We start from the raw sequence: 26368 nt of genomic DNA, 5'->3' as shown, positions 1-26368 counted from the left end.
TTGGCGGCCCCGGCCGAGCGTGAATCTCCGCTTTTCACTTCGTGTGGTTTCCCCCAGCGTGGAAATCGCTTTGAAGATGCAACATCGTGCAGCCCTGGCGCGCCGGGGCTCGGGCGGATGAATCTTCATCTGCAGTTTATTTCCAGTCTGGAGACCACGATGGCCGTCAAAAGATCAGGCGCTTCCAAAGCCGCCACTTTCTGCTGCATTGCAGCACTCGTCACGGCCTGCGGAGGCAGCGGTGGCCCTCGCGGCTTTCCCATCGTGGGCGTTCCGCCGGACACCGGCGCACCGCCAGCGCAGAAGCTGGCCTGCGACGACAGCATGAAGACCCGCTTCGCGCCCGATGCGTCGACCACGGTGCTGCTGGTCAAGGCCTTCAAGAAAGGGGAGGCGCTGCTGCTGACGGGCGCCGCATCGCCGAGCACGCCCATCGCGCAGAACGACCTGTGCTTCGTCAAGCTCAATGTCGGCCCGGGCAACCCGGGCGTGGCCGGCGCGCCCTCCACCTCGCCAGGCATCGGCATCGAGATCTGGCTGCCCACGGCGGCCAACTGGAACAGGCGCATCCATGTGAAGGGCGGCGGCGGCTGGGCCGGCGGCACCCATGGAATCCTCACCGGCATCACGCCGGTCTCCGGCAGCGCCGGTTCGGCCAGCGACACCGCGGGCGTGGAGGGTGCCGTTTCCGCCACCACAGACACCGGCCATGCCATCAGCAACGGCTCCTTCGCGATGAACCCCGACGGCACCGTCAACACGATTTTGTGGAAGGACTTCTCGGAGCGCGGCATCCACGAGATGGCCGTCAAGACCAAGGCGCTGGCCAAGGCCTACTACGGCGAAGACGCGAAGTACGCCTACTGGAACGGCTTCTCGACAGGAGGGCGGCAGGGGCTCAAGGAGGCCCAGGCCAACCCCGCCGACTTCGACGGCATCCTGGCCGGCGCGCCCGCCAACAACTGGACCCGGTTCATCACGACCGAGCTCTATCCGCAGATCGTGGTCCAGCGCGACCTGGGCGGCGTGGCGATCACGGCGGACCAGCACACCACGGTCTCGAATGCCGCGATCAACGCCTGCGACATGGTCGGCGGCGTTCACCTGGGCTATGTGCCGGACCCTGCCGCCTGCCGCTACGACCCGACCATCGACGCGGCCGTGATCTGCACCGCCGATGGCGGCAGCAACGCCACCGCAGGCTGCGTGAGCCCGGCCCAGGCGCTCGCGTTCAACAAGTTCTGGTACGGCCAGACGGCCGACGGCTCGGTGCCCAGCCCCGCGGCCGACAACGGCTTCGCGGCCGCCACTGCGCCTGCGCAGAAGTGGTACGGACTGGCGCGCGGCGCCAGCCTCATGGGCCTGGCCGGCGCCACGCCATTCCCCATCTCCAGCGACATGGTCGCGCTCGAACTGCAGGATCCGACGATCGCGACGCCCAGCTTCCTCAACGCCACCGGCAATGGCGCCGACCGCTGGAAATCGCTCACGTACGCGCAGCTCGCCAACGCCTGGGACCGCGGCGTGGCGCTGCAAGGCGCGTTCGCCAACATCAACACCGACAGCGCCGACCTGAGCGCGTTCCGCGACCGCAAGGGCAAGCTGATCTCCTATCACGGCCTGGCCGACACCTTGATCCCGCCGCAAGGCACGATCAACTACTACAGCCGCGTCGCCGCGCAGATGGGCGGCGTGGCGGCCACGCAGGGCTTCTACCGGCTCTACCTCGTTCCCGGCATGGGCCACGGCTTCAGCAACGGCACGTCGAATGCCAATGCGAATCCTCCGCTGCCGACCAACGCGCAGCTCTACGAACTGCTGACCGCCTGGGTGGAAAAGGGCATCGAGCCGCCGGCGCGCGTGGAAGTGGCGACGGTGGCCAGCGCCAGCTTTCCGGCCGTGAAGTCGCGCCCGCTGTGCCTCTATCCGCTCAAGGCGAACCACACCTCGGGCGACCCCAACCTGGCCGCGAGCTACAGCTGCTCCTGAGTTGCCCCGTCTCCCCGGGCATTGCGGTTAGCATATTCGGCTGCATACGGCCGGGGCGAGAATCAATGCGGATACTGCTGGTGGAAGACGACAAGGTGCTGGCCGACGCGCTCTCGCGCGCGCTGGTGCAGTCCGCCCACGCGGTGGACATCGTCTCCACCGGCGAAGAGGCCGACCATGCGCTCGCGCTCGGCATCTACGACCTGGCGATCCTCGACATCGGCCTGCCCAAGCTCAGCGGGCTGGACGTGCTGCGGCGGCTGCGCGCCCGCAAGTCCACCATGCCGGTGCTGATGCTGACCGCCTTCGACACCCTGCAGGACCGCGTGCGCGGGCTCGACCTGGGCGCCGACGACTACCTGGCCAAGCCCTTCGACCTGCCGGAGCTGGAAGCACGCGTGCGCGCGCTGCTGCGCCGAAGCACCAATTCCACGCCGTACCTCGAGCACGGCCTGCTGCGCTTCGACACGGTGGGCCGGCGCGTGTTCTACGACAAGAAGCCGCTGGACCTGTCGCCGCGCGAGCTCGCCGTGCTGGAGCTGCTGATGATGCGCGAGGGTCGCGTAGTGGGCAAGGAGCAGATGGTCAACCATCTCTACGGATGGGGCGACGAGGTCGGCGACAACGCGATCGAGGTCAACGTCTACCGGCTGCGCAAGAAGCTCGAGCCGCTCGGATGCGAGATCCGCACCGTGCGCGGCATGGGCTACCTGATGGACCGCGGCGATGCGCAAACCTGAGCCCAGGCTGCAGCGCAAGCTGCTGGCCTGGCTGCTCGGTCCGCTGGCCGTGCTGCTGGTGCTGGACACCGGCGCCGCCTACTGGAACTCGCTGCGTTTTTCCAACCTCGCCTACGACCGCGCGCTGTACGAGATCGGGCGCGAGATCGTGCTGCACGTGAAGCTCGACGGCCTGCAGCCGCGGCTCGACCTGTCCGAGGCCGCGGGCAACATCCTGCTGCTCGACCAGGACGACCTGCTCTTCTACCGCGTGGCCAGCGAGGACGGCAAGGCGCTGGGCGGCGATGAAGAAATGCCGCCGCCGCGCCCCGGCGACCCCGCCAGGCCGCGCTTCTACCGCGACACGGTGCGGGGCGAGCCGGTGCGGATGCTGGTGGCCTCGATGCCCATCGGCGGCAACCCCGAGGCGCCGATGGTGCAGGTGCAGGTGGCCGAAACGCTGCACAAGCGCACCCATCTTGCGTGGGAGATGCTGGCCAACGTGGTGGTGCCGCAGCTGCTGCTGATCGTGATGGCCACGGCGGTGGTCTGGTTCGGCATCTCGCGCGGGCTCGAGCCGCTGCAGCGGCTGCGCCGCGCGGTGTCGGACCGCTCGCACCTGGACCTGAGCCCGATCGACATCCACGACGTGCCGGGCGAGGTGCGGCCGCTGGTGGACGAGGTCAACGAGCTGATGGCGCGGCTCGGCCGCACCTTCGATTTCCAGAACCGCTTCGTGGCCGACGCCGCGCACCAGCTGAAGACGCCCGTGAGCGGCCTGAAGGCGCAGATCGAACTGGCGCTGCGCGAGAGCGACCCCGAGCGCGTGCGCCATTCGCTTGCGCAGCTCTACATCAGCGCCGACCGGCTCTCGCGGCTGGTGCGCCAGCTGCTTTCGCTCGCGCGCAACGAGCCCGGCGCGCTCGACGCCATGCAGCTGCAGCCGCTGGACCTGAACGCCTACGCGCTGGAGGTCAGCATGGACTGGGTGCCGCAGGCGCTCAAGCGCGACATCGACCTGGGTTTCGAAGGCGCCGAGCATCCGCTGGTGATCAACGCCGACCGCGACCGGCTGCGCGAGCTCATCAACAACCTGATCGACAACGCGGTGCGCTACAGCCAGGCGGGCGGCCGCGTGACCGTGCAGGTGGGCCAGAGCGACAGCGACCAGTGCCGCCTGGCCATCAGCGATGACGGTCCCAGCGTGCCGGTGGAGGAGCGCGCGCGCATCTTCGAGCGCTTCCACCGCCTGCTCGGCACGCAGGAGGACGGCAGCGGCCTGGGCCTGGCGATCGTCAGCGAGATCGCCACGCTGCACGGCGCGCGCATCACGCTGGAAGAAGACATCGACGGCGTGGGCAACACCTTCAGCGTCTTCTTCCCGCTGCGCCAAGCCTGAACAGTGCCGCCCAGGCCGGCCCTGTAAGCTGGCTGACAGCTGGGGGACATGTGGCTGACAGCCAGCCGGCAGAAAGGTGACAGCGCCGGCCCGTAGCCTCGAACACGTCGGAACCGCCGTGGTTCCGCGTCCACTTCGAGGAGACACCCCCCATGTCGTTTTTGACCAGTCCGGATTTCTGGATTGCCCTGTCGCAGATCATCCTGATCAACATCGTCCTGAGCGGCGACAACGCCGTCGTCATCGCGATGGCTTCCCGCTCGCTGCCGCCTGCCCAGCAGAAGAAGGCGATCCTGTTCGGCAGCATGGGCGCCATCGTGCTGCGCGTGGTGCTGACCTTCTTTGCGGTCTACCTGCTGACGCTGCCCTACCTCAAGCTGGTGGGCGCCGCGCTGCTGTTCTGGATCGGCATCGGCCTGCTCAAGGGCGATGACGGCGAAGAGAACCTGGAAGGCCATTCGAGCCTGGCTGCGGCCATCAAGACCATCGTGGTCGCCGACCTGGTCATGAGCCTGGACAACGTCGTCGGCGTTGCCGCCGCGGCCAAGGGCAACGTGCCGCTGCTGGTGTTCGGCCTCGTGATCAGCATTCCGCTGATCATCTTCGGCAGCACGCTGATCCTCAAGCTGATGGACCGCTTCCCGATCATCATCACGCTCGGTGCCGCCCTGCTGGGCTGGGTGGCCGGCGAAATGGCGATGTCGGATCCGTCGATCGCCGGCTGGGCCGCGAGCCAGCATGCGCTGCACACGATCGTGCCCGCGATCGGCGCCATCTCCGTCGTGGCGATCGGCAAGTGGCTGACCAGCCGGCAACAGCAGCCGGAACCCGCCAACCAGTCGGCCTGAAGCAGGTGTCGGCGTGAGACGGCGCATTCTGGTCCCCATCGACCCGACCGAGCCGGCCCGCACGCGCGCGGCCATCGAGCAGGTCGTGCGCATCTGCCGGCAGGAGCCGGCGGCTGTGCGGCTCTTGCGGGTGCAACCCGTGGTCTCCGGCCACGTCGCGATGTTCTTCGACCCGCAGGAGCTGCGCGAGCTGCAGCAGAGCGCGGGCGCCGAGGAACTGCAGTTCGCGCAGAACCTGCTCGCGATGTCGGGCGTGTCCTGCAGCAGCACCGTGGCGATCGGCCGCAGCGCCGAGACCATCGTTGCGGCGGCCCGCGACTTCGGCTGCGACCGCATCGTCTTCGGGCGCGACGAGCCCAGCCTTGCGGGGCGCATCTTCGGCTCGCTCGCGCAGCAGGTGCGCCAGCTGCTCGGCGCGAGCGGCGACCTGCAGGTCATCGGCTCCTGACGCATGGCGGCGGCGGCGCCGCGCGCGCCGCCGTCACGTCAGGATGCGTCTTTCTTCGCCATCCTGGTCCAGCGCAGGTCGGTGTGCCGGCCGGCGTATTCGCGGTCGATCTCGTCGATCAGGACATCGGCGTTCTTCGGGTCGACCGCCGCCAGGATCGCATCGATCTTGGCTTCCATGCGGTCGTCGCCTTCCTTGGACTGCGGCGAGCCGACATAGAGCAGGAAGGCCAGGCCGCCGATCTGCCACAGCAGCTGCAGGAACTCCGACTGCCAGTTCTCCAGCGTGTCCCTCGACATCTGGATCAGGTAGCCCGACACCTCCGGCGGCACGCCGAAGTGCTTCTGCTCGTCCACATAGGCGAACCAGCCGAAGACCCAGTGGCCCACCAGCGACACCAGGAAGAAGCCGAGCGTGACCCAGCCATAGCCATACAGTTTCCAGATGGATTTCTTCATGCTTTGCTTTCTGTTGGTTGAGCGCCTTCCTGGGGGGCGCCCCCGTGGCCGCGCCGTGCGCGCTCGCTGCGGGTGCGGTCGAGCGCGGCATGGCTTCTCTTGGCGGCCGCTTCGCATTTCTCGTGCAGCTCGGCCAGCTCCTTGTCAGTGAGCTTCTCGATGCCCATGAACTCGTCGCCGGCGTTCGATGACCGGATCAGCTCGTCGAGCTTGGTCTGAAGTGCCGCCCCGTCGCGGTTCTGCGTGTTCTGGATCAGGAACACCATCAGGAAGGTGACGATGGTGGTGCCGGTGTTGATGGTCAGCTGCCAGTTCTCGGAAAAATGGAAGAAGGGCCCCGCCGCCGCCCAGGCAACGACCAGCGCGACACAGATCAGGAATGCAATCGGACTGCCGGCCGCGCGCGCCGTGGCATTGGCGAAGGATGCGAAGAACTTGTCCATGTCGCGCAGCCTGATGCGTTGCCAACTGCAGAGCGTCATCCAGCGCCGATAAAGAGAGTTTGAATTTTTCCCTTGCGCTTGTGAGACGGCAGCCGGCGAGTAGGAAAGTACCGACCCGCACTGGCGGCACTTGCTTGCGCGGGACCGGTTGCGGCTGCCGCTCAGATGGCGGGGTTCAGGCAATGGAGGTGATCCCATGCATGCAAGAGTCCGTTTCCTTGGCCACTCGGTGCACCAGATGCTGGTGGTGTTTCCGCTCGGGCTGCTCGCCACTGCGGTGGTGTTCGACATCATCTACCTGGCGGGACACAGCCAGGTCATGGCCGCCGTTTCATACTGGCTGATCGCGGCCGGCCTGGTGGGCGGCGTGCTCGCCGCGCCTTTCGGAACCCTCGACTGGCTGGCCATTCCTTCGGGCACCAGGGCCAAGCGCATCGGCGCCATGCACGGCGGGGGCAACGTGCTCGTCCTGCTGCTGTTCGTTGCGAGCTTTCTGCTGCGCGACCGCGACTATGCGCCGCAACTGGGCCAGATGGCCTGGTCCTTCGCAGGCGCGGCCCTTGCCATGGTCACGGCCTGGCTCGGCGGAGAGCTGGTGGACCGGCTGGGCATCGGTGTCGACGAAGACGCCGGCATGAACGCTTCGAGCTCGCTGCACAAGCGGCACGTGATCGCGGGCAAGTAGGCTTTCGCGCTGCGCGCCGGCCTCAGGCCCGGCGAAGCGCGGGCACCGGGCGCACGAACTCGGGCCGGAAGCAGCGCTGGCTGCCGTCGGGAAATTCGATCGTCACGGAGACCGCATCGGCGGCCGTGACGCATCCGACCCCATAGCGCGGCACGCGCACCGACGCTCCCCGGGCAAAAGCGGCGGCGTGCTGCGGCGGGTCTGCTTCTTCCTTTGCTGCCGCGTCTCGCGCAGCCGCGCGGCGCTCGCGCTCGTGGCGGGCCAGCCGCACGCAGTTGTCGCAGGCGCCGCAGCGCTGCGCGAGCGCATCGCTTCCAAGGCCCGACAGAAGCACCTGCCAGCGGCACAGGCCGGTCGTCGCATAGAAGGTCATGCGTTCCAGCGCCTCGCGGTCCTGCTCGCGCTTCTCGCGGTGTTCGTCCAGAAGCGCATCGAGTTCGGCGTCTTCGAGGGGCGGCTTCCCGCGCCAGTGCAGCCGTCCCTCGCGGTCGCGCGCCACCCGGTCTTGCTGCCGCAGCAGGCTCAGCAGCACGCGAAGCTTGCCGCGCGGCAGGCGCGCGCGCTGCTGGAGCTGCGCCTCGCTCCAGCCCGGTGCCGCGGCTGCGTTCGGCATCGGCAGCAGCTGCTGCTGCAGCGCACGCAGTTCGGCCAACTCGGGCAGCCAGCCGGCCAGGAAGAACTGCTGCACGGCGCGGTCGCGCCGCAGGTACAGAAGAATGCAGTCGGCGCGCTCGCCGTCGCGGCCGGCGCGGCCCGACTCCTGGTAGTAGGCATCGAGGCTGGAGGGCATCTGGTAGTGCAGCACGAAGCGGATGTCCGGTTTGTCGACCCCCATGCCGAAGGCATTGGTGGCCACCATCACGCGCAGCTTGCCCGCCATGAACGCGTCCTGTGCGGCGCGCCGTTCGCCGGCGCGCCGCCGGCCGTGGTACAGGCCCGCGGACTCGCCGGCGGCCGCCAGTTCGGCGAAGAACGCCTCGGCCGCCTTCACCGTGGCGGTGTAGACGATGCCGCTGCCCTTGAGGCCCGCCACCAGCGCGAGCGCGCGCCGCAGCTTGTCTTCCTCGCGCATCGCCGGCTCGACCGCGTAGTGCAGGTTGGGCCGGTACGCGCCGGTGTCGACGAGGCCGGCGCGCGGAATGCCGAGCTTCTCCATGATCTCCCCGGCCACTTCGCCGTTTGCCGTGGCCGTGAGCGCCAGCACCACCGGATGGTTCAGCGCGCGCACCGCCGCGCCCAGCTCGAGGTAGGCGGGCCGGAAGTCGTGCCCCCACTGCGAGATGCAATGCGCCTCGTCGACCACGAGCAAGGAGGTCGGGTGCCGCTGGAGCAGCGCGAGGAAATCGGCGTCGGCCAGGCGCTCCGGCGTGCTGAAGATCACGCGCGCCGAACCGTCGGCAATGGCGGCCTGTGCGTCGTCGATCTCCTGTGCGGTGCACTGGCTGTTGAGCTGCACGGCGCTCACGCCCGTCGCGTTCAGCTTCTCGCACTGGTCCTTCATGAGCGCGATCAGCGGCGAGACCACCACCGTCTGCCCCGGCGCGAGCACCGCGGGCACCTGGTAGCACAGCGATTTTCCGGCGCCCGTGGGCATGACGGCGAGCGTCGATTCGCCGCCGACCACGCGATCGATCACGCGGCGCTGCCCGGGCCGCAGCCGCCGATGGCCGAACACCTCGTGCAGCACGCGGTCAACGGGTGCTTCAGAGGCGGCGCGGGTGCGTTGCTTGCGGACGGCGGCCCGCGTCGTCGGCTTCGCTTTCTTCGGCGGTGGCTTCTGGTGGTGCTCTGGCATGCGTGAGCGCCAATCTGCCCGCCGGGCGAACGCCGCCCTGTGGGCGCACATCCATGCGCCGCGTCGGCCGGGTCTTAGAAGTCGATGCTGGCCGAGAGGCTCAGCGTGCGCGGCGAACCGACGAACAGGTAGCCCGCGGCCGACGTGCCCCAGTAGTCCTTGTCGAACAGGTTCTCCACGTTCATGCGGAAGGTGACGGGCTTGCCGCCGAGCCGCGTCGCATAGCGCGCGCCGGCATTGAAACGATTCCAGCCGGGGATGTGCAGGGTGTTGGCAGGATCGACGGCGGTCTTGCCCGTGTGGATCATGCGGCCCGTGAGCGTCAGGCCCGGAAGGAACAGCATGTCCCATTCCGCGCCCAGGTTCAACTGCCAGTCCGGCACGCCGATCGCCTTCCTGCCTTCCAGCGCACTCGTGGTCGCCTTGGTGATGATCGCGGCCGATCGCAATGGGTTTTCCCACGGTGCTCCTGCACTAGCGTCACCGCGCGCTCACGCACCTCGGGTGAGAACTTCTTCGACTTCTTCATGGCTCAATCCTCTCCCGAGAGCTTTGAGCCCCACAATCCGGGGCGATTCAAAGAGAGTCAAGGATGGCTTGAGAGGACACGCCTGGGTGCGTGTTGGTATTCAGGCGAGGTCCGCATCTGGTATGGAGAGCGCCAGAAATCGGGTCCTGCCACAGCGGATTGCTTCAGCACTGATCGTACTAACGACGCCATGAGCCCTGGGGCATCTCGAAAGGCCACGCTCACTTTGGACGCAGGTCCGAACCTCGAACAAGCAATTTTCACCAATAGGGTGTTTCAGCGCTTGCTGAAATTAGCTTTGCCGATGAAATTTCTTGACATTTTCACCAAAAAGGCTACTTTCAGCGAATGTTGAAAGCGATCGAGTCGATGAAAGAGGTAGCTTGCCAAGCTGCGGACGCCCTCCGAACGCTGCTCGAACAGGTGTCAGCGATCCAACTGCTGGACATTGAGCACGGGACCCGGGATCCCCACTTCGGGATCAATATCGTGGCGCACATCGACGTGTCGGGCGCGCGGCGTGTCCTGGTTTGCGAAGTGAAGTCGAGTGGGCAGCCGCGCCATGTTCGAATGGCATTGCTTCAGTTGCGCCATTACATCGCTCATCAGGCACCAGACGCCACGCCGGTTTTTATCGCACCGTATCTGACCCCGGAAGCCCAAGCACTCTGTCGCGAGCAGGAAGTCGGGTTTCTCGATTTCGAGGGCAATGCCCGCTTAGTCTTTGACGGCATCTTCATCGAGCGCCAAGTTGCCAGCAAGCCAGTTGCCGAGCGGCGGGAGCTCAAATCGCTGTTCAAGCCGAAGTCAGCACAGGTGCTGCGCGCAATGCTTCGTGATCCCAACCGAGCGTGGCGCGTCACGGAGCTCGCTCAGGTCGCCGATGTCAGCTTGGGCCATGTGAGCAATGTGCGCACCGGCCTGCTCGATCGTGAGTGGGCGCAAATATCCGACGAAGGCATGCACTTGTCTGAGCCCGACGCGCTTTTGGACGAGTGGCGCGACGCCTACGAACCACCGGCTGGCCCGCGAATGAACTTCTACACGACCTTGCACGGTGGTCCGTTGGAGGCGGCTGCGCGGCGGGTTTTGCATGCGGATCGCGAAGCCGGTCGGGCGATATTGGCGTCTTTCTCTGCAGCGCAGTGGCTCGCCCCATATGGCCGCACGGGAATGCAGTATTTCTACGCGGACGATGCGGGCCTTGAACATTTGCTCGCGGGCCTGAAGCTGTCGTCGACTTCGAAAGGCGAGAACGTGACTGTGACTGTGCTCAAGGACCTCGGTGTCTTCCGCGATACAGTGGAGCCAGCACCTGGCGTCATCTGCACCAGCCCGGTCCAGACGTACCTCGATCTCGCTGCGGCCGGGGAGCGAGGGCGGGAAGCAGCCGAGCATCTACGAAAAGAATGGCTGACATGGCCGAAATGACGCAGGGCGAGCCACAGTCCGCCGCCGACTACGACGACCGCACGACAGCGGCCGTCAAAACGGTGCTTGTCGAGATTGGTCAGATCCTTGGGAGCTTCAAGGGCAAGTTCGCCATCGTCGGCGGCGCTGTACCGTGGTTGCTGCTCGATAACCAAGACATGCCGCACGTCGGCACGCTGGATGTGGATCTCGGCCTGGACGCAGGCGCACTAGGCGACGGCGAATATGCCATGCTCATTGAGGCGTTACAGGGCCACGGCTATGAGCAGCGCCGCGAACTCCGACGCTTTCAGCTCGTTCGCGAAGTTCCTACCCAGGACGGCGGTACTCCGATTGACGTCATTGTCGACTTCCTGATGCCCCGTAACGCCGAGATCGTCAAGAACGTGCCGCCTCTGATCAGCGACTTTGCAGTGCAAAGAGCGGACGGTGCCGATCTGGCCCTTCACTTCTATCGGTTGGTGGCGATCACCGGTTCGATGCCGGCTGGCGGGACGAACCGCGTCGAGATCGCCGTCTGCTCGATCCCAGCGCTTCTGGCAATGAAGGGTCATGCAATCGAAGGACGCTACAAACAGAAGGACGCCTACGACATCTATTACTGCGTCCGCAACTACCCGGGAGGCCCAGAGGCGCTCGCCGAGGAGTGCCGCCCGTTGCTCGGTCATGCCAGCGGCGCGGAGGGGTACGGCTTCATTGCGGGTAAGTTCGACACCGTCGAGGGCTTTGGGCCGACATGTGTACGTCGCTTCGTCGAAGAAACGGATGTCCTCGGAGATCGCAGTCCGGAGCAGTGGCAGCAGGATGCTTTCGGTCAGGTCGACGCCTGGCTGCGCGCACTCGGGTTGAGGGAGGCGGCCCCATGACTCACCAACGTTCAGCATCTTCGATGCACTGTCTGCCTGGGGCGAGACGCTACCAGGTTGGCAACATTTCGTTCTGAGCGGGCTCGTGGCGGCGGAGGTGGAATTGCCCGATGAAGCCCTCGATGAGGTTCTTTCCGAGTACCGGATCGATCAGCACCTGGCCGACCCAGATGCAATGCACGTGGACCAAGGCATGACATTGCCGCGGTTTGGGGCAGGCGTGCCGACATTCGCTATGGCTAGTAAGTTGGCCGTGATGTCGTCGGTATCCGAAGTCGATGCACTCGCCGCCAGCGGGCGGGGCTACAGCGAGCAGCTGATCGAGCGCAACCCGCGCCAGACGCGCTCGTCCTCCCTGACCTGGCCGATTCGCCAGGCACCGTCTGGCGAATCTCCGGCACTGCCGCCGGGACATGCTGCGCTGGCGTCTGATGGGCCGTCGCTCGCCGGCGCCGATTCTGCCGGCGCTCCCGGACCGCGACCGTTGGAAGACCTTGCGCGATGTGCACGCTGCCTGGTCCGCCTACGTTCTCCGGCAAGATCATGGCCGCGAACTAACGCACCTGCTGGAACGCCGAGCAGCTGCAGAGCGAACTGGAGAAGACGCGGCGCATGCTGGAGACGCGCGGCGCCCTCGGCGGCAAGGACCAGGCGGGGGACACGGCCGGGCCATAGAAAAAGTCCTGCGGAATTCTTTTCGGCGCCGAATCCTTTTGGCCCTGGAGTGGCCTCCATGCAAGGGTCAACAATCACCGGAGCCCGCACCATGTTTCATCTCAAGCGCAACCTCCCGTCATGGGAGCGCGCAGTTCGGCTGTGTCTCGGCGTCATCGCCGCCCTCGGCGCTTTCTACTTCCTGCCCGCCGGGACGCTTCGCATGCTGGGGTTCGGCACCGCGGGAATGCTCGCGGCCACGGCCATCGTCGGGTTCTGTCCCGCCTGCGCAATGCTCGGCCGGAAGGCCGCGGACCCGGCCCGATGATCGGCGCGTCCGCCGCGCTGATCGAAGCCGCCTGCGCCGGGGACGAGCGGGCGCTGTCGCAATTGCTGCGCGCCTGCCAACCCGACCTCCGGCGATTCGCGCGCCGCACCTGCTCGAACAGCGAGGACGCCGAGGATGCGGTGCAGGTGGCGCTGTGGCAGCTGCACCGCAAGATCGGCACGCTCGGCACCGTGGCGGCCTTTGCCAGCTGGCTGTTCCGCATCGTCGAGCGCGAGTGCTACCGGATCTTCAAGCGCGGTGCCGCCAAGGCGCCCCTTCCAGCGCCGTTGGCAGAGGAACTGGCCGCGCCACCGATTCCCACGGACCTGCGCCTCGACCTTGCGAAAGCGATTGCCGCGCTGCCGGAGGCCTATCGCGTCGCGCTGATCCTGCGCGATGTGGAGGAACTGACCGCCCCCGAAGTCGCGGCAAGCCTGGGCCTGAGCGTGCAGGCCGTGAAGAGCCGGCTGCATCGCGCCCGCGCGATGGTGCGCGAGAACCTGATGAACGGCGGTTACTGGGAGCGGGATGGCGAATCGAGGCCGGGTCCGCGGGCGGACATCGGGTAGCCCTCTTTTTTCACTCGTCCAACGCCGGGTCCTTGCGCGTGCGCGTCAGCAGGCTGCGCACCGAAGATTCGAGCTCGCGCAGCTGGAGCGCAATGCCGTGCAGCTGCTCGGCAAGAGTCGTGAATCCGGCGGGGTCCTCCGTCCTGGCGGCGGCCGGGCTCGCCGGCCGGTGCGAAGCCTCCGGGCTCACGGCGTGCATCAAGGCGGCGACGCTGGCGGCGGCACCGCCGGCTGCACGGCGAAGCGTGTCGATGGCCTGGTCGACCTGCACGTCGCGCCTTGCCATGGCATCTGCCACGCTGCCGCGCCAATCTTCCAGCGCGCGAGGCTCCTTGCCGAACAGGTTGTCGATCTCCTTCATACCCCGATTTTGTCGGAGAACGGGGTTCAGATCACGCATGGCCGTCGGCGGCTCTCGAGCAGCCTTGGCTTAGGATGCGCCGATGCCTCTTTCGCAACTTCCGGCGGATCGCCCCGAAGGGTGCCTTTCTTCATGAGGCCGGCCGGCCCCGTCGCAAGACTGCTCTGGCGCGCGCTGGCGCTGGTGTTCGTCGCCCTCGGCCTGATCGGCGCCTTTCTTCCCGTTCTGCCGACGGTGCCGTTCCTGCTCGCGGCCGCCTGGGCTGCCGGGCGCGGCTGGCCCGCGCTCGAAGACTGGCTGCTCGGGCACCCCCGCTATGGCAAGCACATCCGCCAGTGGCGCCAACGCGGAGCGGTGCCGCGCCGCGCGAAATGGACCGCGACGGCCATGATGGCGCTGAGCTCGGCCGTGCTGCTGGCCGCCGCCGCACCCATCGCCGTGAAGATCGGCGCGCCGGTGCTCATGGCGGCGGTCGCGATCTGGCTGTGGAGCCGGCCCGAAGACTGATCGTCAGACGATCTCGGCCGGACCGGTGAGCACGCGCTGGTACTTGCCCATCGCCTCGGGCTCCACGCCGAGCCAGCGCGCCACCTGATCGAGCGTGGCGCCCCTGCGCAACTGGCGCAGCGCAAAGGTGTGGCGCAGCAGGAAGGAGCCGCCGCCGGCGGCCTCGATGCCCGCATCCTGCAGCACCTGCTTGGCGGCAACGTACTGCGCCTCCTTGCTCCAGGGCTTGCCGGAGCGCGTGGCCGGGAACAGGAACTCGCCCGCGATCAACAGCTCGGCGCGTACCTTGAGCCAGTGCTGCAGCAGTTCGCCGGCCCAGGGAGCGACCGGTGCCTCGCGCGCCGGCGAATTGCCGTTGCCCGGCACCGCCACCTTCCAGGGCCGATCGCGCCGGCCGGCCATCTGCGATGTGGGCGCATCGAGCCGCAGCAGGCGGACGTCTCCGGGCGTGAGCCCCGCGCCCAGCTGCAGGGCAACGGCCGTGCGGTTGCGCAGCGCCTGCCAGCTCAGCGCGGCCTGGGCATGCCGGTCGCCTGCCGCGCCGGGACGTGGCCGGGCGCTCGAGAGAAAGACGATGAGATGCCGGGCCTCGGAGACCGAGAGGAATTCCGGCAGCGGATCGGCCCGCACCGAATCCGCATAGCGAATCTCCGGCTGCGTTGCGATCCAGTCCGCGGCGGCGGTGTTGACGGGAACGTCGTGCGTCTGTGCATGGTGGCGCAGCACCCGGTCGATCAGCCGAAGCAGGCGCAGCGCATAGCGCGGCGACAGCGACAGGTCGTCGCTTTTCATGCCGAAGCGCGCCTGCTGGAACGCCGACAGGTCGCCCTTGTCCAGCGACGCAAGCGTCACCGCGGGCGACTGGCCGAGGCACCAGGCCGTGAAACTGCCCCACATGTCGCGATAGACCGCGATGGAAGAGGGCTGCCGCAAGGCGCCGTTTTCTTGCTGCGCGGCCAGCCAGCTGGCAAACGCCGCCTGATGCGATTCACCGGAGGGTTCGGAGAAGAGGGGAAGCGACGGCATAGGAAATACGCTAACGGCAGGTGTTTCTTTGATGAGCGAAAGGACGGCCGGGCACGGAATGGAGTTCTGATTGAAGGAACGGATTGCCGTTAGTGTATTTGCTTGTCGGATCTCACGGCACTCCCTCGGCGACGCAGCAAATACCACGCAGCCGGAACCACCAGCATGCTCAAGAGCGGCGCGGTGACCATGCCGCCCACCATGGGCGCGGCAATGCGCGTCATCACTTCCGAGCCGGTGCCGCTGCCAAGGAGGATGGGCAGCAGGCCCGCCATGACGACGGCCACCGTCATGGCCTTGGGCCGCACGCGCAGCACGGCGCCTTCGCGGATGGCGGTGCGCAGGGTCTGGTCGTCCATCGGCTCGCCGGCGGCCAGGCGCCGCGCCAGCGCGTTCTTCAGGTAGACCAGCATCACCACGCCAAACTCGGCCGCCACGCCGGCCAGCGCAATGAAGCCCACCGCCGTGGCGACGGAGACCGAGTGGCCCATGGCCCAGACCAGCCAGAAACCGCCGATCAGCGAGAACGGCACGGCCGCCATCACCAGCGCCGCGTCGCCGAACGACCTGAACAGCAAGTAGAGCAGCACGAAGATGACCGCCAGCGTCGCCGGCACGACCAGCTTCAGCCGCTCGGTTGCGCGCTCCAGGTATTCGAACTGCCCGGACCATGACACCGCGTAGCCCGCGGGCATCTTCACGGCGCGGCCGACAGCTGCCTGCATGTCGGTGACGGCGGAGCGCAGGTCGCGCCCGCGCACGTCCACATAGACCCAGCCCGACAGCCGCGCGTTCTCGCTGCGCAGCATCGGCGGACCGTCCTCGATGCGGATGTTGGCGACATCGCCCAGCAGCAGTTGCGCGCCCCTGGCCGTGACGAAGGGCAGCTGCCGCAGGCGCTCGAGCGAGTCGCGGACCTCGCGCGGATAGCGCAGGTTGATCGGATAGCGCTCGCGCCCCTGGATGACTTCGCCCACGTTGTCGCCGCCGATGGCCGTGGACACCACGGCCTGCACGTCCGCCACCGAGAGGCCATGGCGCGCTGCCGCGAGCCGGTCGACATCGACATCGATGTAGCGCCCGCCGGTGAGCCGCTCAGCCAGGGCCGACGACACGCCGGGAACGCCCTTGACCGCGGCTTCGATCTGGGTGGTCAGCGCATCGATGGTGGCCAGATCCGCCCCGGCCACCTTGATGCCGACGGGGCTCTTGATGCCCGTGGCCAGCATGTCGATGCGGTTGCGGATCGGCGGCACCCACACGTTGCTGAGGCCCGGCACCTTGACGGCGCGGTCCAGTTCCTCGACCAGCCTGTCGGCCGTCATGCCCGCGCGCCATTGCGCCCGAGGCTTGAACTGGATGGTGGTCTCGAACATCTCGAGCGGCGCTGGATCGGTGGCCGTGTCCGCGCGTCCCGCCTTGCCGAACACGCGCTCGACCTCGGGCACCGTCTTGATCAGCCGGTCGGTCTGCTGCAGCAGCTGGGACGCCTTCGACACCGAAAGCCCGGGCAGCGCCGACGGCATGTAGAGCAGGTCGCCTTCGTCCAGCGGCGGCATGAACTCGCCGCCGAGCCGCATCATCGGCACCGCGGTGAGGGCCAGCAGCACGGCGGCAACGAAGAGCGTTCCCTTGGGAAAGCGCAGCACCAGCTCCAGCGCGGGCCGGTAGGCCGCCATGAGCAAGCGGTTCACCGGGTTGGCGGCTTCATGCGGAATCCGCCCGCGGACCAGGTAGCCCATGAGCACCGGGATCAGCGTGACCGACAGGCCCGCCGCGGCCGCCATGGCGTAGGTCTTGGTGAAGGCCAGCGGCGAGAACAGCCGCCCCTCCTGCGCCTCGAGCGAGAACACCGGCACGAAGGACAGTGTGATCACCAGCAGCGAGAAGAACAGCGCCGGCCCCACCTCGACGGACGCATCGGCCACCAGCCGCCAGCGCTCGGCCACCGCGGGCGGCCGGCCCTGCGCGGCCTCGAAGGCCTCGATGTGCTTGTGCACGTTCTCCACCATGACGATCGCGCCGTCCACCATCGCGCCGATGGCAATCGCGATGCCGCCCAGCGACATGATGTTGGCGTTGACCCCTTGCCAGTGCATGACCACGAACGCGGCCAGCACGCCGATGGGCAGCGCCACCACAGCGACCAGCGCCGAGCGCAGGTGGAACAGGAACACCGCGCAGACCAGCGCCACCACGACGAACTCCTCGACGAGCTTGGAGCGAAGGTTCTCCACCGCGCGGTCGATCAGCAGCGACCGGTCGTAGGTGGGCACGATCTCCACGCCCGGCGGCAGGCCCGGCTTGAGCGCCTCGAGCTTCGCCTTGACGGCCTCGATGGTCGTGCGCGCGTTCTTGCCCGAGCGCATGACGACCACGCCGCCGGCCACTTCGCCTTCGCCGTCCAGCTCGGCGATGCCGCGGCGCATCTCGGGGCCGATCCGCACGGTGGCCACGTCGCGCAGCAGCACCGGCGTGGCGCCCGTCACTGCGAGCGGGATGGTCCGGAAATCATCGAGCGAGCGCAGGTAGCCGCGCGAGCGCACCATGTACTCCGCCTCGGCAAGCTCCACCACCGAGCCGCCCGAGGCCTGGTTGCCCTTCTGCAGGGCCTCCACCACTGCCGCCTGCGTGATGCCGAGCGCGCGCATGCGGTCGGGGTCGAGCACCACCTGGTACTGCCGCACCATGCCGCCGATGCTGGCCACCTCGGCCACGTCGGGCACGGTCTTGAGCTCGAACTTGAGGAACCAGTCGTTGAGCGCGCGCAGCTGCCCGATGTCGCGCGTGCCCGTGCGGTCGACCAGCGCGTACTCGTAGACCCAGCCCACGCCCGTCGCGTCGGGGCCGAGCGATGCGCTCGCGCCCGCGGGAAGCCTGGCCTGCACCTGGTTGAGGTACTCCACCACGCGCGAGCGCGCCCAGTACGGATCGGTCTTGTCGTCGAACAGCACATAGACGAACGAGTCGCCGAAGAAGGAATAGCCGCGCACGGTTTTGGCGCCGGACACGCTGAGCATGGTGGTGGTGAGCGGATAGGTGACCAGGTCCTCGACCACCTGGGGTGCCTTTCCGGGGTAGGGCGTGCGGATGATGACCTGCGTGTCCGAGAGATCGGGCAGGGCATCGAGCGGCGTATGCGCCACCGACCAACCTCCCGCGGCCACCAGGAACAGGGTCGCGATCAGCACCAGGAAGCGGTTGCCGACCGACCAGCGGATCAGGGCGGCGATCATTTCGTGGCGCCCGATTGCAGTCGCTGGATGGAGACCAGCTCGTAGCCCATGGCGCCGCCTTCCCTGAACTCGAAGCGCACCGGGTCGCCCGGCTTGATCTCGGGGAATGCGCTGGGCGCGGCCTTGCCGAAGCCCATCGTCATCGCGGGCCACTGGAGCGTCGCGACCGGCCCATGCGAAATGGTGATGCCGTCGGGCGCCACGCTCTCGACCTTGCCTTCGGCCTGGTGAGTCACCACGGCCGGTGCCGGGGCGCTTGCGCCCGGTGCGGCCGCGGGTGCCGCCATGTTGCCGAGCACCGAGCGCAGCCGCGCCTCCGAGTCGATCAGGAACTGGCCGCTGGCCACCACCTCTTCGCCCTCGGACAAGCCCGAGACGACCTCGGTGTCGTCGCCCAGGTCCGCGCCCGGCGACACGTCACGCGGCTCGAAGGCACCGTCGGCCTTGCGCACGATGACGACGGCGCGCCGGCCGGTGCGGATCACCGTCTCCGAAGGCACCACCAGCCGGTTGCTCGCGGGCCCCGCCACCTGCAGCCGCAGCAGCATGCCGGGCGCGAGTTTTCCCTTGGTGTTGTCGACCTCGAAGCGGGCCTTCAAGGTGCGGGTGGCGGTGCTGATCTCGGGCAGGATCTCGTCGAGCGCACCGTCGAACGACTGCGATGCGTCGGCCTGCAGAACGGCCTTGGCCTTCTGCCCGCGCGCGAGGCCAAGCGCCTGCGCCTCCGGAATCTCGGCCACCGCCCAGACCTTCTGCAGGCCCGCGATGCGGAACAGCGTCATGCCGGGCGTGACCGCGACGCCTTCGCGCACGCCCAGCTCGGCCACCACGCCATCGACCGGCGCGGTGAGCACGTAGCGCGCCTGCGCTGTGCCGCTTTCCTCGCTGCGCCGGATGAGTTCGGCGGGAATCGACAGCGCCCGCATGCGGGCGCGGGCCGCCGCAACGAGATCGGGCGAAACGCCCGCGCGCCTGAGCGCAAGCCACTCGTTCTGCGGCCCGAGCCAATCGGGCGCGAAGAGGGTGGCCAGGGCCTGGCCCTTGCGCACGCGCTCCATCGGTGCGCGAACCGACAGGCGCTCGACGTAGCCGGCCACGCGGGTCTGCACCGCGGCATTGAGCCGTTCGTCGAACTGCACGGAACCGATGGCTTCGAACGAGGACGACGCGTCGGTGCGCCGCACCTTCGCATACCGGATGCCGAGGTTCTGCTGCGCGGCGGGGCTGATCTTCACGCCCTCGTCGCCAGCCGCACCGGTGGCGTTGTCGGCATACACGGGCACGAGTTGCATGTCCATGAACGGCGACTTGCCGGGCTTGTCGAAGCGCGGGCCGGGCACCATCGGGTCATGCCAGTAGAGGACCTTGCGGCCATCGGGCGTGGTGGTCGCGGCCATTGATGCATCTACAGTCTGGCCCGTCTTGCGGCCCAGGTAGAAGGCACCGGCGGCGAGCAGCAGGGCGGCCAGCAGCGATACGCCCGCGGTGAGTTTTCGGTTCATTGCGCCACCTCTGCAGTGAGCGGCCGGAAGGCCAGTTGGATGCGGGCCCGCGTGAGATCGCGCTGCAGCGCCAGCAGCTTGCGCTGCGCTTCGAGCTCGGCATGCCGCGCCTCGAACGGCGCAGCGAGGCTCGCCTGGTTGGAACGGTAGGCCGCCATCGCGGCGGCCGTCCTCTGGCCGGCGGGAACGACGACGCCGGCGCGATAGCGTTCGATGCGCTGCCGCAGACGCTCGGCATCGCTCGCGAGTGCGCGGTATTCAGCGCCGGCCGCGCGGGTGGCCTCGGCCAGATCGGCTTCGGCCTTCTCGACGAGCGCGAGCCTCGCGGCGGTGTCGCGGTCCTGCCGTTCGCCAGGTGCCACCGGCAGCGGAATGCTCACGCCGACCGACACCATGTCGGAATAGCCGCTGCGCTGGCCGTAGGCGAGCTCCCAGGTCCAGTTGGGCTTGCGGTTGGAGGCGGTGACCGCCGCCGCCTGCCGGGCCATGTCGACGTCGCGCTGCAGCGCGGCCACCGTGGCGTGCCCGGTCACATAGGCTTCTTCGGCGGGCACGGGAAGCTCGCCGACGGGCGTCAGCTCGTCGGGCTGCACGCCCACCCAGCGTTCGAGCGCCACGCGCGCGGCGTTCTGCTGCTGCCGGATGTCCGCCGTCTCGTCTTCCGAGACGCCTCTTGCACCTGCCATTGCCAGCGCCTCCTGGCTGCTGCCGGCGGCCGACGACAGGCGCGCACGCGAAGCTTCCAGCTCTTCATGCGCGTGGTGTTCCGCCAGCACGGCGAGCTTCAGGCTTTCGCCGGCGTAGAAGGCGTCCAGGTATGCGAGCGCGGTCTGCAGGCGGGTCTCGGCCGCGGCCACCTGCGCCTGCACTCTTTCGCGTCCGACCGCCGCATCGGCAGCGGCCTGGCGCGCCGCGCGCTTGTCGGCGGACAGCCATTCCTGGCTGATGCCGATGCGCTTCATCGTCATCGGTTCGCGCGCGGTGTGGAAGCGGTCCGGCCCGGTCGCGGGCAGGTTGTCGATGTCCACGCGCAGCACGGGATCGGGAAGCTGGGCCGCGGCCTGCGCCGCTTCGGTGGCGCTCCGCACCCCGGCGCGGGCGGCGCGTGCCGTCTCGGAGCGCCGGGCGGCCAGCTCCAGCGCGGCGTCGAGCGACAGGGGCGCGGCCGTCGCAAGGCACGGCAGCAGCACAACCGCCAAGGCGGTTGCGCGGGAAAAGAAAATGGACATGACAACTCCGCGGACGAACGAGGCAATCGCTGGCAAGCGGACGCGCCGCACCAGCACCGGTCAGTCGACGGAGGGGTCAGACGCGAAGTCTGAGCGTCGCAAGAAAAACAGGATCAGGCGGCGGATGCTGCCGCTCGGGCAGTGCCTGGCGCGGGAGCGGCTCGGCCAGCGCTGCCAGCACCAGCGGCACGGCCAATACCTGCACGATGGCAGGCAGCGAAGGCGTGGCGGCCTTCACCGGTTCGAACGACAGCGACATGTCGGCGGCATGCTGGTGGCACAGCAGGGGCTGGGCGGTGTCCATGCCCTCGCAAGGCTCGCCCGGCGCCATCGCCATCCCGGCCGTCGATGCCGTGTCCGCTGCCCCGGGACAGACATAGCTTGCCAGCGCCAGTTGCGAGAACAGCAGCGACAGGACCACGAGGAACGCGGTCGTGCAATGTCGGGGGAGGCGATAGCCGCGCATGGCCGCTCAGTGTATCGCCAGCCACGGCACGTTCCGCGGCCCTCGATCAAAGGGGTCATGGAAAGAACGGACTGTCGGGCTTGGCCGCTCGCCGATAAGATTTTCGAACGGCAACGTCGCCGCGGCCCTTCAGCAAGCACCGACATGAACACAGCGCCCGCAGCCATTCGTCGTTCGAGGTTTGCAGCGCTGTCCTGGCGGCGGCACGGCTTTGGCGCCGCGCTGCTTCTCGCAATGCTCTGGCATGCCGGTGCGCGGGCGATGCCTGCGGACTCCGCGCCGGATGCGCCGCAGGCGAGCACCTTTGCCGACGGGCTGGAGTCGCCCTGGGGCATGGAGTTCATGCCCGATGGCCATCTGCTCGTCACCGAACGACCAGGCAGGCTGCGCATGATCAGCGCCGATGGGCGCGAGATCTCTTCCATCGACGGCGTTCCGCGCGTGGACCATCGCGATCACGGGGGCCTGCTGGACGTCGCCATCGATCCGGCCTTTGCCTCGAACCGCCTCGTGTACCTGAGCTACACCAAAGCCGGCCGCGGGCTGCACGCCGACCGCAACGGCTTGGCGGTGGCACGCGCCCGCCTGAGCGACGACGGATCGCGCATCGATGAATTCAAGGTGCTGTTTCGCCAGACGCCGGGCGCGGTGAACGGGCAGAACCTCGGCGGGCGGCTCGCGCTTTCCGCCGACGGCCATCTCTTCGTCACCATCGGCGACCGCCATGCGCCGCAGGACCGCATGCGCGCCCAGGCGCTCGCCTACTACCAGGGCAAGACCGTGCGCATCCGCACCGATGGCACCGTGCCCGACGACAACCCCTTCGTCGCACGCCAGGGCGCGCGCCCGGAAATATGGAGCCGCGGGCATCGCAATCCGCAGGGCGCATTCGTCCATCCCCGGACCGGGCAGCTCTGGGTTGCCGAGCACGGGCCGCAGGGCGGCGACGAGATCAACATCGTGCGCAAGGGCCTGAACTACGGCTGGCCGGTGGTGACCTTCGGCTGCGAGTACGACACCTGCGCCAAGATCGGCGAGGGAACATCGAAGCGCGGCATGGAAGCGCCGCTGGCCTTCTGGACAACGCCGAAGATCGCACCGAGCAACCTCATCCTCTACACCGGCGACCAGTTTCCCGCGTGGAAGGGAAACGTCTTCGTGGGCACATTGGCCGGCAAGGCCGTATGGCGATTCGAGCTCGCGGGCGAGGACAGCGCACCGCGCGTGGTTCGGCGCGAAGCCCTGTTCTCCGAACTGGGCGAGCGCATCCGCAACTTGAGGCAAGGGCCCGATGGCAGCCTCTACCTGCTCACGGATGGTGCCAAGGCGCGCATCGTGCGCGTGGCGCGGGCAGACTCGATGCTGTAGCAGGTGGCGTTCTTCTCGATCTTCGTTCGCCCCGCAAAAAAATTGCCGAATCGCACCGGGCCTGTAACCCGGGCTTCGCACGCCGCGAACTAGCAAGGGACTGCGCATTGGGCGCGGTTGCAATTTCTCAATCAATCTTCTGGAGTTCATCCATGATCAATCGTTCTTTCGCGATCACCGCTCTTGCACTGGGTGCCCTTGCCGCGGGCTCTGCCATGGCGCAAGACAAACCGATGGCCGACAAGACGGCCGCCATGGAAAAGTGCTACGGCGTCTCGATGGCCGGCAAGAACGACTGCGCCGCCGGCCCCGGCACCACCTGCGCGGGCACCTCCAAGGTCGACTACCAGGGCAACTCGTGGAAGAACGTTCCGGCCGGCACCTGCACCACCATCAAGACACCCAAGGGCATGGGTTCGCTGATCCCGATCAAGTCCTGACCGCTGCACTGCGCACGCTGCCATGTCCGACACCCTCGCGGCCGGCCTCGGCCTCAAGCCGGAGCACTACGAGGCCGCGCTCGGCGCGCGTGCCGAGGGCCTGTGGTTCGAGGTGCACCCCGAGAACTACATGGTGGCGGGCGGCCCGCGCATCGGATGGCTCGATGCGATCCGCGCGCGCCATCCGGTGTCGCTGCATGGCGTCTCGCTCTCGCTCGCAGGCGAGGCAGCGCCCGATGCGGCGCATCTCCAGCGGCTGGCGGCGCTCGCCCGGCGCATCCAGCCTGCGCTGATCTCCGAGCACCTCGCGTGGTCCACATGGAACGGCCAGTACTTTCCGGACCTGCTGCCTTTTCCGCGCAGCACCGCCGCGCTGCATCGCATCGCCGGCAACATCGCGCGCACGCAGGACGCGCTGGGCATGGCGATGGCCATCGAGAACCCGTCCCACTACCTGCACATCGACGGGCATGAATGGGACGAGATCGATTTTCTTGCCGAGCTGTCACGCCGCACCGGCTGCAGGCTGCTGCTCGACATCAACAACGTGTACGTCTCCGCATGCAACCTGGGCTTCTCGGCCGCGGACTGGATCGACCGCTTTCCGCAGGCGCCGGTCGGCGAGATCCACCTTGCGGGCCACAGCGCCGACCCCACCCTCGGCGATGCACTGCTGATCGATTCGCACGATGCGCCCATCGCACCGGAGGTCTGGCAGCTGTACCGGCGCTTCGTCGATCGCGCCGGCGCCCGGCCCACGCTGATCGAGCGCGACGGCAACGTGCCGGCCTTCGGGGAGCTCATGGCGGAGCAGCAACAAGCCGCGGCCGTGCTGCAGCGTGCCGCGCAGGAGGCCATCGCATGAACACGCCGCGCGATCAGTTCCAGCAGGCCTTTGCGCAGGCCCTGTTCGCTCCTTCGGAAGCCGCGCACCCTGCAGTGCGGGCGCTCGCCATGCAGCCCGCCTTCGCGGTGTACCGCAACACCGTGATGAAGGCCTGCATCGATGCGCTGCAGGCCAACTTCCCGACCGTTGCGCAGCTGGTGGGCGAGGAATGGTTTCGCGCCGCCGCCGCACTCTATGTAGCGGCCGATCCGCCGAGCGACGGGCGCCTGCTGCACTACGGCACTGGCTTCCCCGGTTTCCTGCGCGGCTTCGAGCCGGCCGCCGAGCTCGTCTACCTGCCCGGCGTCGCGCAGCTCGACACGCTCTGGCGCGAAGCCCATGCCGCGCACAACGCACCAGCCGCCGACGCCGCATGGATCGCCCGCCGCACGCCGCAGCAGATGGCGGCCCTGGTCCTTGCGCCGCATCCGGCAGCGCGCTGGGCCTGGTTCGACGAGCAACCGGTCTACAGCATCTGGGAGCGCCATCGCCGGCCGAGCGCGGTTGGCGACGAACTGGCCTGGCGAGGCGAGGGCGCTTTGCTGACGCGGCCCGCCGACACGGTGAATTGGCAAGGGATCACCCAGGCCGGCTGCGCCTTCCTCGACGCCTGCGCCAGCGGCGCAAGCCTTGCCGAAGCGGCGGAGCGCGCGCTGGCGGCCGACCCGGCGGCAGACATCTCGGCCATGTTCGCGGCCCTGTTGCGCGCCGGTGCATTCGCCGGCACTTCGGCTTCGCCTGCATCCAACGAAAGAGCACCATGAGCACCCACCTTCAGGCTCCCGCATCGATCGAAAACAGCAATCGCCGCGGTCTTCGCGCGCACTGGAACGCAGTGGCCGAACGCCTCACGCGCATCGTGGCCCACGACGCACTGGCACTGGCCACGCGCGTGGCCGTGGCGGCCATCTTCTTCTACTCGGGCCGCACCAAGGTCGAGGGTTTTCTCACGCTGACCGACAGCGCCTACGAGCTGTTCCGCACCGAATACAAATTGCCCTTCGTGCCGCCCGAGATTGCCGCGCACCTGGCGGCCTACTCGGAGCACCTGTTCCCGCTGCTGCTGGTGCTGGGCCTCTTCACGCGCTTGTCGGCGCTGGCCCTGCTGGGCATGACGCTGGTGATCCAGGTGTTCGTCTATCCGGATGCATGGCCGACGCACCTCTCGTGGGCTGCGCTGCTGCTGTACCTGGCGGGCCGCGGCGCGGGCCGCCTCTCGCTGGACCACGCGCTGCGCATTCGCTGACCGGCCGGCGCGCGGCCCGCGGGCTTCCACCCTGTTGAATCGGGCGCGGCTTGCCTATATTGGGCTGCCATGCCTTCCACCTGGTTTCTCGACACGCCACCTGCGGGCCAGCTGCTGGACGCAGGCGCCGTCGCGCACCTGCTCGACGCGGGCAGCGAGGAGGCGCCCGCGCTCCACATGCTCGACTTCATCAACCACGTGGTGCCGGTCGAATACATCTCGCTCGTGGAGTACATCGACGGCGTTCCGTCGCAGGTCGAAGGGCATGCGATGGGCCGGTGCGACAACATCACGGCCGAGTGCTTCTCCCTCTACAAGAAGCGGTTCCGGCTGGCGGACGACATGACCCGCCTGGCCGCGCGCATGGGTGGAGAGGCGCTGGCCCACGCACCCGTGACCGCCTTGCTGTATGACGCGGCGGACATCCCCGACCCGGCGTGGCGCGAGCAGATCTTCGTCGGCCGGCAATTGACGGGGCGGTTGAGCTTTCTCTACTCGCCCGTGCCGCGCACGATCTTTGCGATCAACCTGTACCGCAACCGGCAGAACGGCCAGTTCGCGCAAGCGGATGTTGCGCAACTGCTCGGCCTTGCGCCCCTGTTGAAGCGCGCGCATCGCAATGCGCTGTTCGCGCAGCTCGCATCGCCCGATACGCCGCTGCGCGTGGCGGGCATCGAGCGCACGCTGCAGCGCACGGCACCGCAACTGTCGCCGCGCGAGCGCGAGGTCTGCGCGCGCATCGCCTGCGGGATCGGCGCCGACGGCATCGCCGCCGACCTGGGCATTGCCGCATCGAGCGTGACGACGCTGCGCAAGCGCGCCTACCTGAAGCTCGCGATCCACGGACGCCAGCAGCTCCTGCGCTTCATTCACTAGGGCCGACCCGGAGCCTTTTGTACCCTTCCGCAGGGACAGACGAAAGCCGCGCGAATTCCTACAT

At 68.0% G+C, this 26368-nt stretch carries 27 protein-coding genes; 17 read left to right on the top strand and 10 right to left on the bottom strand.

Annotation, left to right across the window (positions count from 1 at the left end; all coding sequences use genetic code 11):
- The first annotated feature begins 159 nt into the window (after nt 1-159).
- From ACAM58_RS30740 to ACAM58_RS30720, 5 genes are all read left to right on the top strand, one after another.
- Complete coding sequence (locus ACAM58_RS30740; protein ID WP_062365285.1) at nt 160-1989, top strand: tannase/feruloyl esterase family alpha/beta hydrolase; 1830 nt, start codon at nt 160-162, stop codon at nt 1987-1989.
- 65 nt (nt 1990-2054) lie between these two features.
- The gene (locus ACAM58_RS30735; RefSeq protein ID WP_015866311.1) at nt 2055-2729 is read left to right on the top strand and encodes a response regulator transcription factor; all 675 of its coding nucleotides are present in this window, start codon (nt 2055-2057) and stop codon (nt 2727-2729) included.
- A complete protein-coding gene (locus tag ACAM58_RS30730; protein WP_062365286.1) occupies nt 2716-4107 on the top strand; it encodes a sensor histidine kinase in 1392 nt (463 codons plus the stop codon). The genes ACAM58_RS30735 and ACAM58_RS30730 overlap by 14 nt, the downstream gene beginning before the upstream one ends.
- A 152-nt stretch (nt 4108-4259) precedes the next feature.
- Nucleotides 4260-4955, top strand: coding sequence for a TerC family protein (locus tag ACAM58_RS30725; RefSeq protein WP_015866313.1), 696 nt, complete (start codon nt 4260-4262; stop codon nt 4953-4955).
- A 13-nt stretch (nt 4956-4968) separates the two neighbouring features.
- Nucleotides 4969-5403, top strand: a complete 435-nt coding sequence (locus ACAM58_RS30720; RefSeq protein WP_369664631.1) for a universal stress protein — start codon at nt 4969-4971, stop codon at nt 5401-5403.
- Nucleotides 5404-5441: 38 nt separating this feature from the next.
- On the opposite strand, the gene ACAM58_RS30715 is transcribed toward ACAM58_RS30720, so the two are convergent.
- Nucleotides 5442-5861, bottom strand: coding sequence for a DUF6766 family protein (locus ACAM58_RS30715; RefSeq protein ID WP_015866315.1), 420 nt, complete (start codon nt 5859-5861; stop codon nt 5442-5444).
- The gene (locus ACAM58_RS30710; RefSeq protein WP_062365423.1) at nt 5858-6304 is read right to left on the bottom strand and encodes a low affinity iron permease family protein; all 447 of its coding nucleotides are present in this window, start codon (nt 6302-6304) and stop codon (nt 5858-5860) included. Before ACAM58_RS30710 ends, ACAM58_RS30715 begins: the two co-directional genes overlap by 4 nt.
- Nucleotides 6305-6500: 196 nt before the next feature.
- Between ACAM58_RS30710 and ACAM58_RS30705 the strand changes: the two genes are divergently transcribed.
- Nucleotides 6501-6989 (top strand): DUF2231 domain-containing protein, encoded by a 489-nt coding sequence (locus ACAM58_RS30705; RefSeq protein ID WP_018906952.1) that lies wholly within the window; start codon nt 6501-6503, stop codon nt 6987-6989.
- A gap of 22 nt (nt 6990-7011) precedes the next feature.
- On the opposite strand, the gene ACAM58_RS30700 is transcribed toward ACAM58_RS30705, so the two are convergent.
- Entirely contained in the window at nt 7012-8784 is a 1773-nt protein-coding gene (locus ACAM58_RS30700) for an ATP-dependent DNA helicase RecQ (protein WP_062365288.1), read from the bottom strand.
- 74 nt (nt 8785-8858) lie between these two features.
- Entirely contained in the window at nt 8859-9233 is a 375-nt protein-coding gene (locus tag ACAM58_RS30695; RefSeq protein WP_018906954.1) for a TonB-dependent receptor, read from the bottom strand.
- Between the two features lie 428 nt (nt 9234-9661).
- On the opposite strand from ACAM58_RS30695, the gene ACAM58_RS30690 reads away from it, so the two are divergent.
- From ACAM58_RS30690 to ACAM58_RS30675, 4 genes are all read left to right on the top strand, one after another.
- Nucleotides 9662-10744, top strand: coding sequence for a type IV toxin-antitoxin system AbiEi family antitoxin (locus ACAM58_RS30690; RefSeq protein ID WP_062365289.1), 1083 nt, complete (start codon nt 9662-9664; stop codon nt 10742-10744).
- Nucleotides 10732-11610: a hypothetical protein gene (locus tag ACAM58_RS30685; protein ID WP_062365290.1), complete on the top strand. Its 879-nt coding sequence runs from the start codon at nt 10732-10734 to the stop codon at nt 11608-11610. The genes ACAM58_RS30690 and ACAM58_RS30685 overlap by 13 nt, the downstream gene beginning before the upstream one ends.
- 766 nt (nt 11611-12376) lie before the next feature.
- Nucleotides 12377-12592 carry a DUF2892 domain-containing protein gene (locus ACAM58_RS30680; protein WP_018906958.1) on the top strand — a complete coding sequence of 72 codons (216 nt, stop codon included), beginning with the start codon at nt 12377-12379 and terminating at the stop codon, nt 12590-12592.
- Entirely contained in the window at nt 12589-13161 is a 573-nt protein-coding gene (locus ACAM58_RS30675; RefSeq protein WP_062365291.1) for an RNA polymerase sigma factor, read from the top strand. Before ACAM58_RS30680 ends, ACAM58_RS30675 begins: the two co-directional genes overlap by 4 nt.
- Nucleotides 13162-13171: 10 nt before the next feature.
- Here ACAM58_RS30675 and ACAM58_RS30670 read toward each other — a convergent pair whose 3' ends face one another.
- On the bottom strand, nt 13172-13522 hold the full coding sequence (locus ACAM58_RS30670) for a hypothetical protein (RefSeq protein WP_062365292.1): 351 nt from the start codon (nt 13520-13522) through the stop codon (nt 13172-13174).
- A gap of 132 nt (nt 13523-13654) precedes the next feature.
- On the opposite strand from ACAM58_RS30670, the gene ACAM58_RS30665 reads away from it, so the two are divergent.
- Nucleotides 13655-14029, top strand: coding sequence for a YbaN family protein (locus ACAM58_RS30665; RefSeq protein ID WP_369664630.1), 375 nt, complete (start codon nt 13655-13657; stop codon nt 14027-14029).
- A gap of 3 nt (nt 14030-14032) precedes the next feature.
- Here the strand turns inward: ACAM58_RS30665 and ACAM58_RS30660 are convergent, their stop codons facing one another.
- From ACAM58_RS30660 to ACAM58_RS30640, 5 genes are all read right to left on the bottom strand, one after another.
- A complete protein-coding gene (locus tag ACAM58_RS30660) occupies nt 14033-15055 on the bottom strand; it encodes a site-specific integrase (RefSeq protein ID WP_018906962.1) in 1023 nt (340 codons plus the stop codon).
- A gap of 89 nt (nt 15056-15144) precedes the next feature.
- Nucleotides 15145-18291, bottom strand: coding sequence for an efflux RND transporter permease subunit (locus ACAM58_RS30655; protein ID WP_369664629.1), 3147 nt, complete (start codon nt 18289-18291; stop codon nt 15145-15147).
- Nucleotides 18288-19793: an efflux RND transporter periplasmic adaptor subunit gene (locus tag ACAM58_RS30650; protein WP_369664628.1), complete on the bottom strand. Its 1506-nt coding sequence runs from the start codon at nt 19791-19793 to the stop codon at nt 18288-18290. Before ACAM58_RS30650 ends, ACAM58_RS30655 begins: the two co-directional genes overlap by 4 nt.
- Nucleotides 19790-21022, bottom strand: a complete 1233-nt coding sequence (locus ACAM58_RS30645) for a TolC family protein (protein WP_369664627.1) — start codon at nt 21020-21022, stop codon at nt 19790-19792. The genes ACAM58_RS30650 and ACAM58_RS30645 overlap by 4 nt, the downstream gene beginning before the upstream one ends.
- Before the next feature lie 76 nt (nt 21023-21098).
- On the bottom strand, nt 21099-21488 hold the full coding sequence (locus ACAM58_RS30640) for a hypothetical protein (RefSeq protein WP_369664626.1): 390 nt from the start codon (nt 21486-21488) through the stop codon (nt 21099-21101).
- A 144-nt stretch (nt 21489-21632) separates the two neighbouring features.
- On the opposite strand from ACAM58_RS30640, the gene ACAM58_RS30635 reads away from it, so the two are divergent.
- The 6 genes from ACAM58_RS30635 (at nt 21633) to ACAM58_RS30610 (ending at nt 26304) form a co-directional block, all read left to right on the top strand.
- The gene (locus ACAM58_RS30635) at nt 21633-22856 is read left to right on the top strand and encodes a PQQ-dependent sugar dehydrogenase (protein ID WP_369664625.1); all 1224 of its coding nucleotides are present in this window, start codon (nt 21633-21635) and stop codon (nt 22854-22856) included.
- A 152-nt stretch (nt 22857-23008) separates the two neighbouring features.
- Complete coding sequence (locus ACAM58_RS30630; RefSeq protein ID WP_369664624.1) at nt 23009-23296, top strand: DUF2282 domain-containing protein; 288 nt, start codon at nt 23009-23011, stop codon at nt 23294-23296.
- 22 nt (nt 23297-23318) lie between these two features.
- Nucleotides 23319-24161: a DUF692 domain-containing protein gene (locus tag ACAM58_RS30625; RefSeq protein WP_369664623.1), complete on the top strand. Its 843-nt coding sequence runs from the start codon at nt 23319-23321 to the stop codon at nt 24159-24161.
- On the top strand, nt 24158-24946 hold the full coding sequence (locus ACAM58_RS30620) for a DNA-binding domain-containing protein (RefSeq protein ID WP_369664622.1): 789 nt from the start codon (nt 24158-24160) through the stop codon (nt 24944-24946). The genes ACAM58_RS30625 and ACAM58_RS30620 overlap by 4 nt, the downstream gene beginning before the upstream one ends.
- Complete coding sequence (locus ACAM58_RS30615; protein WP_278879722.1) at nt 24943-25428, top strand: DoxX family protein; 486 nt, start codon at nt 24943-24945, stop codon at nt 25426-25428. Before ACAM58_RS30620 ends, ACAM58_RS30615 begins: the two co-directional genes overlap by 4 nt.
- A 69-nt stretch (nt 25429-25497) precedes the next feature.
- The gene (locus tag ACAM58_RS30610; protein ID WP_278879724.1) at nt 25498-26304 is read left to right on the top strand and encodes a helix-turn-helix transcriptional regulator; all 807 of its coding nucleotides are present in this window, start codon (nt 25498-25500) and stop codon (nt 26302-26304) included.
- The last annotated feature ends 64 nt before the right edge of the window (nt 26305-26368 follow it).

It is taken from the genome of Variovorax sp. V116 (genome assembly GCF_041154435.1).
Lineage (GTDB): Bacteria > Pseudomonadota > Gammaproteobacteria > Burkholderiales > Burkholderiaceae_C > Variovorax > Variovorax paradoxus.
Note: the sequence above shows the minus strand (reverse complement) of the source record. Positions and strands in the feature narration are given on the sequence as shown.

Excerpts from the sequence above, each read along its gene's own strand:
- ACAM58_RS30630 (WP_369664624.1), top strand. The coding sequence starts at position 23,009 with ATGATCAATCGTTCTTTCGCGATCACCGCTCTTGCACTGGGTGCCCTT.
- ACAM58_RS30635 (WP_369664625.1), top strand. The coding sequence starts at position 21,633 with ATGAACACAGCGCCCGCAGCCATTCGTCGTTCGAGGTTTGCAGCGCTG.
- ACAM58_RS30680 (WP_018906958.1), top strand. The coding sequence starts at position 12,377 with ATGTTTCATCTCAAGCGCAACCTCCCGTCATGGGAGCGCGCAGTTCGG.
- ACAM58_RS30715 (WP_015866315.1), bottom strand. The coding sequence starts at position 5,861 with ATGAAGAAATCCATCTGGAAACTGTATGGCTATGGCTGGGTCACGCTC.
- ACAM58_RS30730 (WP_062365286.1), top strand. The coding sequence starts at position 2,716 with ATGCGCAAACCTGAGCCCAGGCTGCAGCGCAAGCTGCTGGCCTGGCTG.
- ACAM58_RS30725 (WP_015866313.1), top strand. The coding sequence starts at position 4,260 with ATGTCGTTTTTGACCAGTCCGGATTTCTGGATTGCCCTGTCGCAGATC.
- ACAM58_RS30735 (WP_015866311.1), top strand. The coding sequence starts at position 2,055 with ATGCGGATACTGCTGGTGGAAGACGACAAGGTGCTGGCCGACGCGCTC.
- ACAM58_RS30650 (WP_369664628.1), bottom strand. The coding sequence starts at position 19,793 with ATGAACCGAAAACTCACCGCGGGCGTATCGCTGCTGGCCGCCCTGCTG.
- ACAM58_RS30660 (WP_018906962.1), bottom strand. The coding sequence starts at position 15,055 with ATGCCGTCGCTTCCCCTCTTCTCCGAACCCTCCGGTGAATCGCATCAG.
- ACAM58_RS30615 (WP_278879722.1), top strand. The coding sequence starts at position 24,943 with ATGAGCACCCACCTTCAGGCTCCCGCATCGATCGAAAACAGCAATCGC.
- ACAM58_RS30710 (WP_062365423.1), bottom strand. The coding sequence starts at position 6,304 with ATGGACAAGTTCTTCGCATCCTTCGCCAATGCCACGGCGCGCGCGGCC.
- ACAM58_RS30690 (WP_062365289.1), top strand. The coding sequence starts at position 9,662 with ATGTTGAAAGCGATCGAGTCGATGAAAGAGGTAGCTTGCCAAGCTGCG.
- ACAM58_RS30640 (WP_369664626.1), bottom strand. The coding sequence starts at position 21,488 with ATGCGCGGCTATCGCCTCCCCCGACATTGCACGACCGCGTTCCTCGTG.
- ACAM58_RS30685 (WP_062365290.1), top strand. The coding sequence starts at position 10,732 with ATGGCCGAAATGACGCAGGGCGAGCCACAGTCCGCCGCCGACTACGAC.
- ACAM58_RS30675 (WP_062365291.1), top strand. The coding sequence starts at position 12,589 with ATGATCGGCGCGTCCGCCGCGCTGATCGAAGCCGCCTGCGCCGGGGAC.
- ACAM58_RS30740 (WP_062365285.1), top strand. The coding sequence starts at position 160 with ATGGCCGTCAAAAGATCAGGCGCTTCCAAAGCCGCCACTTTCTGCTGC.
- ACAM58_RS30700 (WP_062365288.1), bottom strand. The coding sequence starts at position 8,784 with ATGCCAGAGCACCACCAGAAGCCACCGCCGAAGAAAGCGAAGCCGACG.
- ACAM58_RS30645 (WP_369664627.1), bottom strand. The coding sequence starts at position 21,022 with ATGTCCATTTTCTTTTCCCGCGCAACCGCCTTGGCGGTTGTGCTGCTG.
- ACAM58_RS30620 (WP_369664622.1), top strand. The coding sequence starts at position 24,158 with ATGAACACGCCGCGCGATCAGTTCCAGCAGGCCTTTGCGCAGGCCCTG.
- ACAM58_RS30670 (WP_062365292.1), bottom strand. The coding sequence starts at position 13,522 with ATGAAGGAGATCGACAACCTGTTCGGCAAGGAGCCTCGCGCGCTGGAA.
- ACAM58_RS30705 (WP_018906952.1), top strand. The coding sequence starts at position 6,501 with ATGCATGCAAGAGTCCGTTTCCTTGGCCACTCGGTGCACCAGATGCTG.
- ACAM58_RS30625 (WP_369664623.1), top strand. The coding sequence starts at position 23,319 with ATGTCCGACACCCTCGCGGCCGGCCTCGGCCTCAAGCCGGAGCACTAC.
- ACAM58_RS30665 (WP_369664630.1), top strand. The coding sequence starts at position 13,655 with ATGAGGCCGGCCGGCCCCGTCGCAAGACTGCTCTGGCGCGCGCTGGCG.
- ACAM58_RS30655 (WP_369664629.1), bottom strand. The coding sequence starts at position 18,291 with ATGATCGCCGCCCTGATCCGCTGGTCGGTCGGCAACCGCTTCCTGGTG.
- ACAM58_RS30610 (WP_278879724.1), top strand. The coding sequence starts at position 25,498 with ATGCCTTCCACCTGGTTTCTCGACACGCCACCTGCGGGCCAGCTGCTG.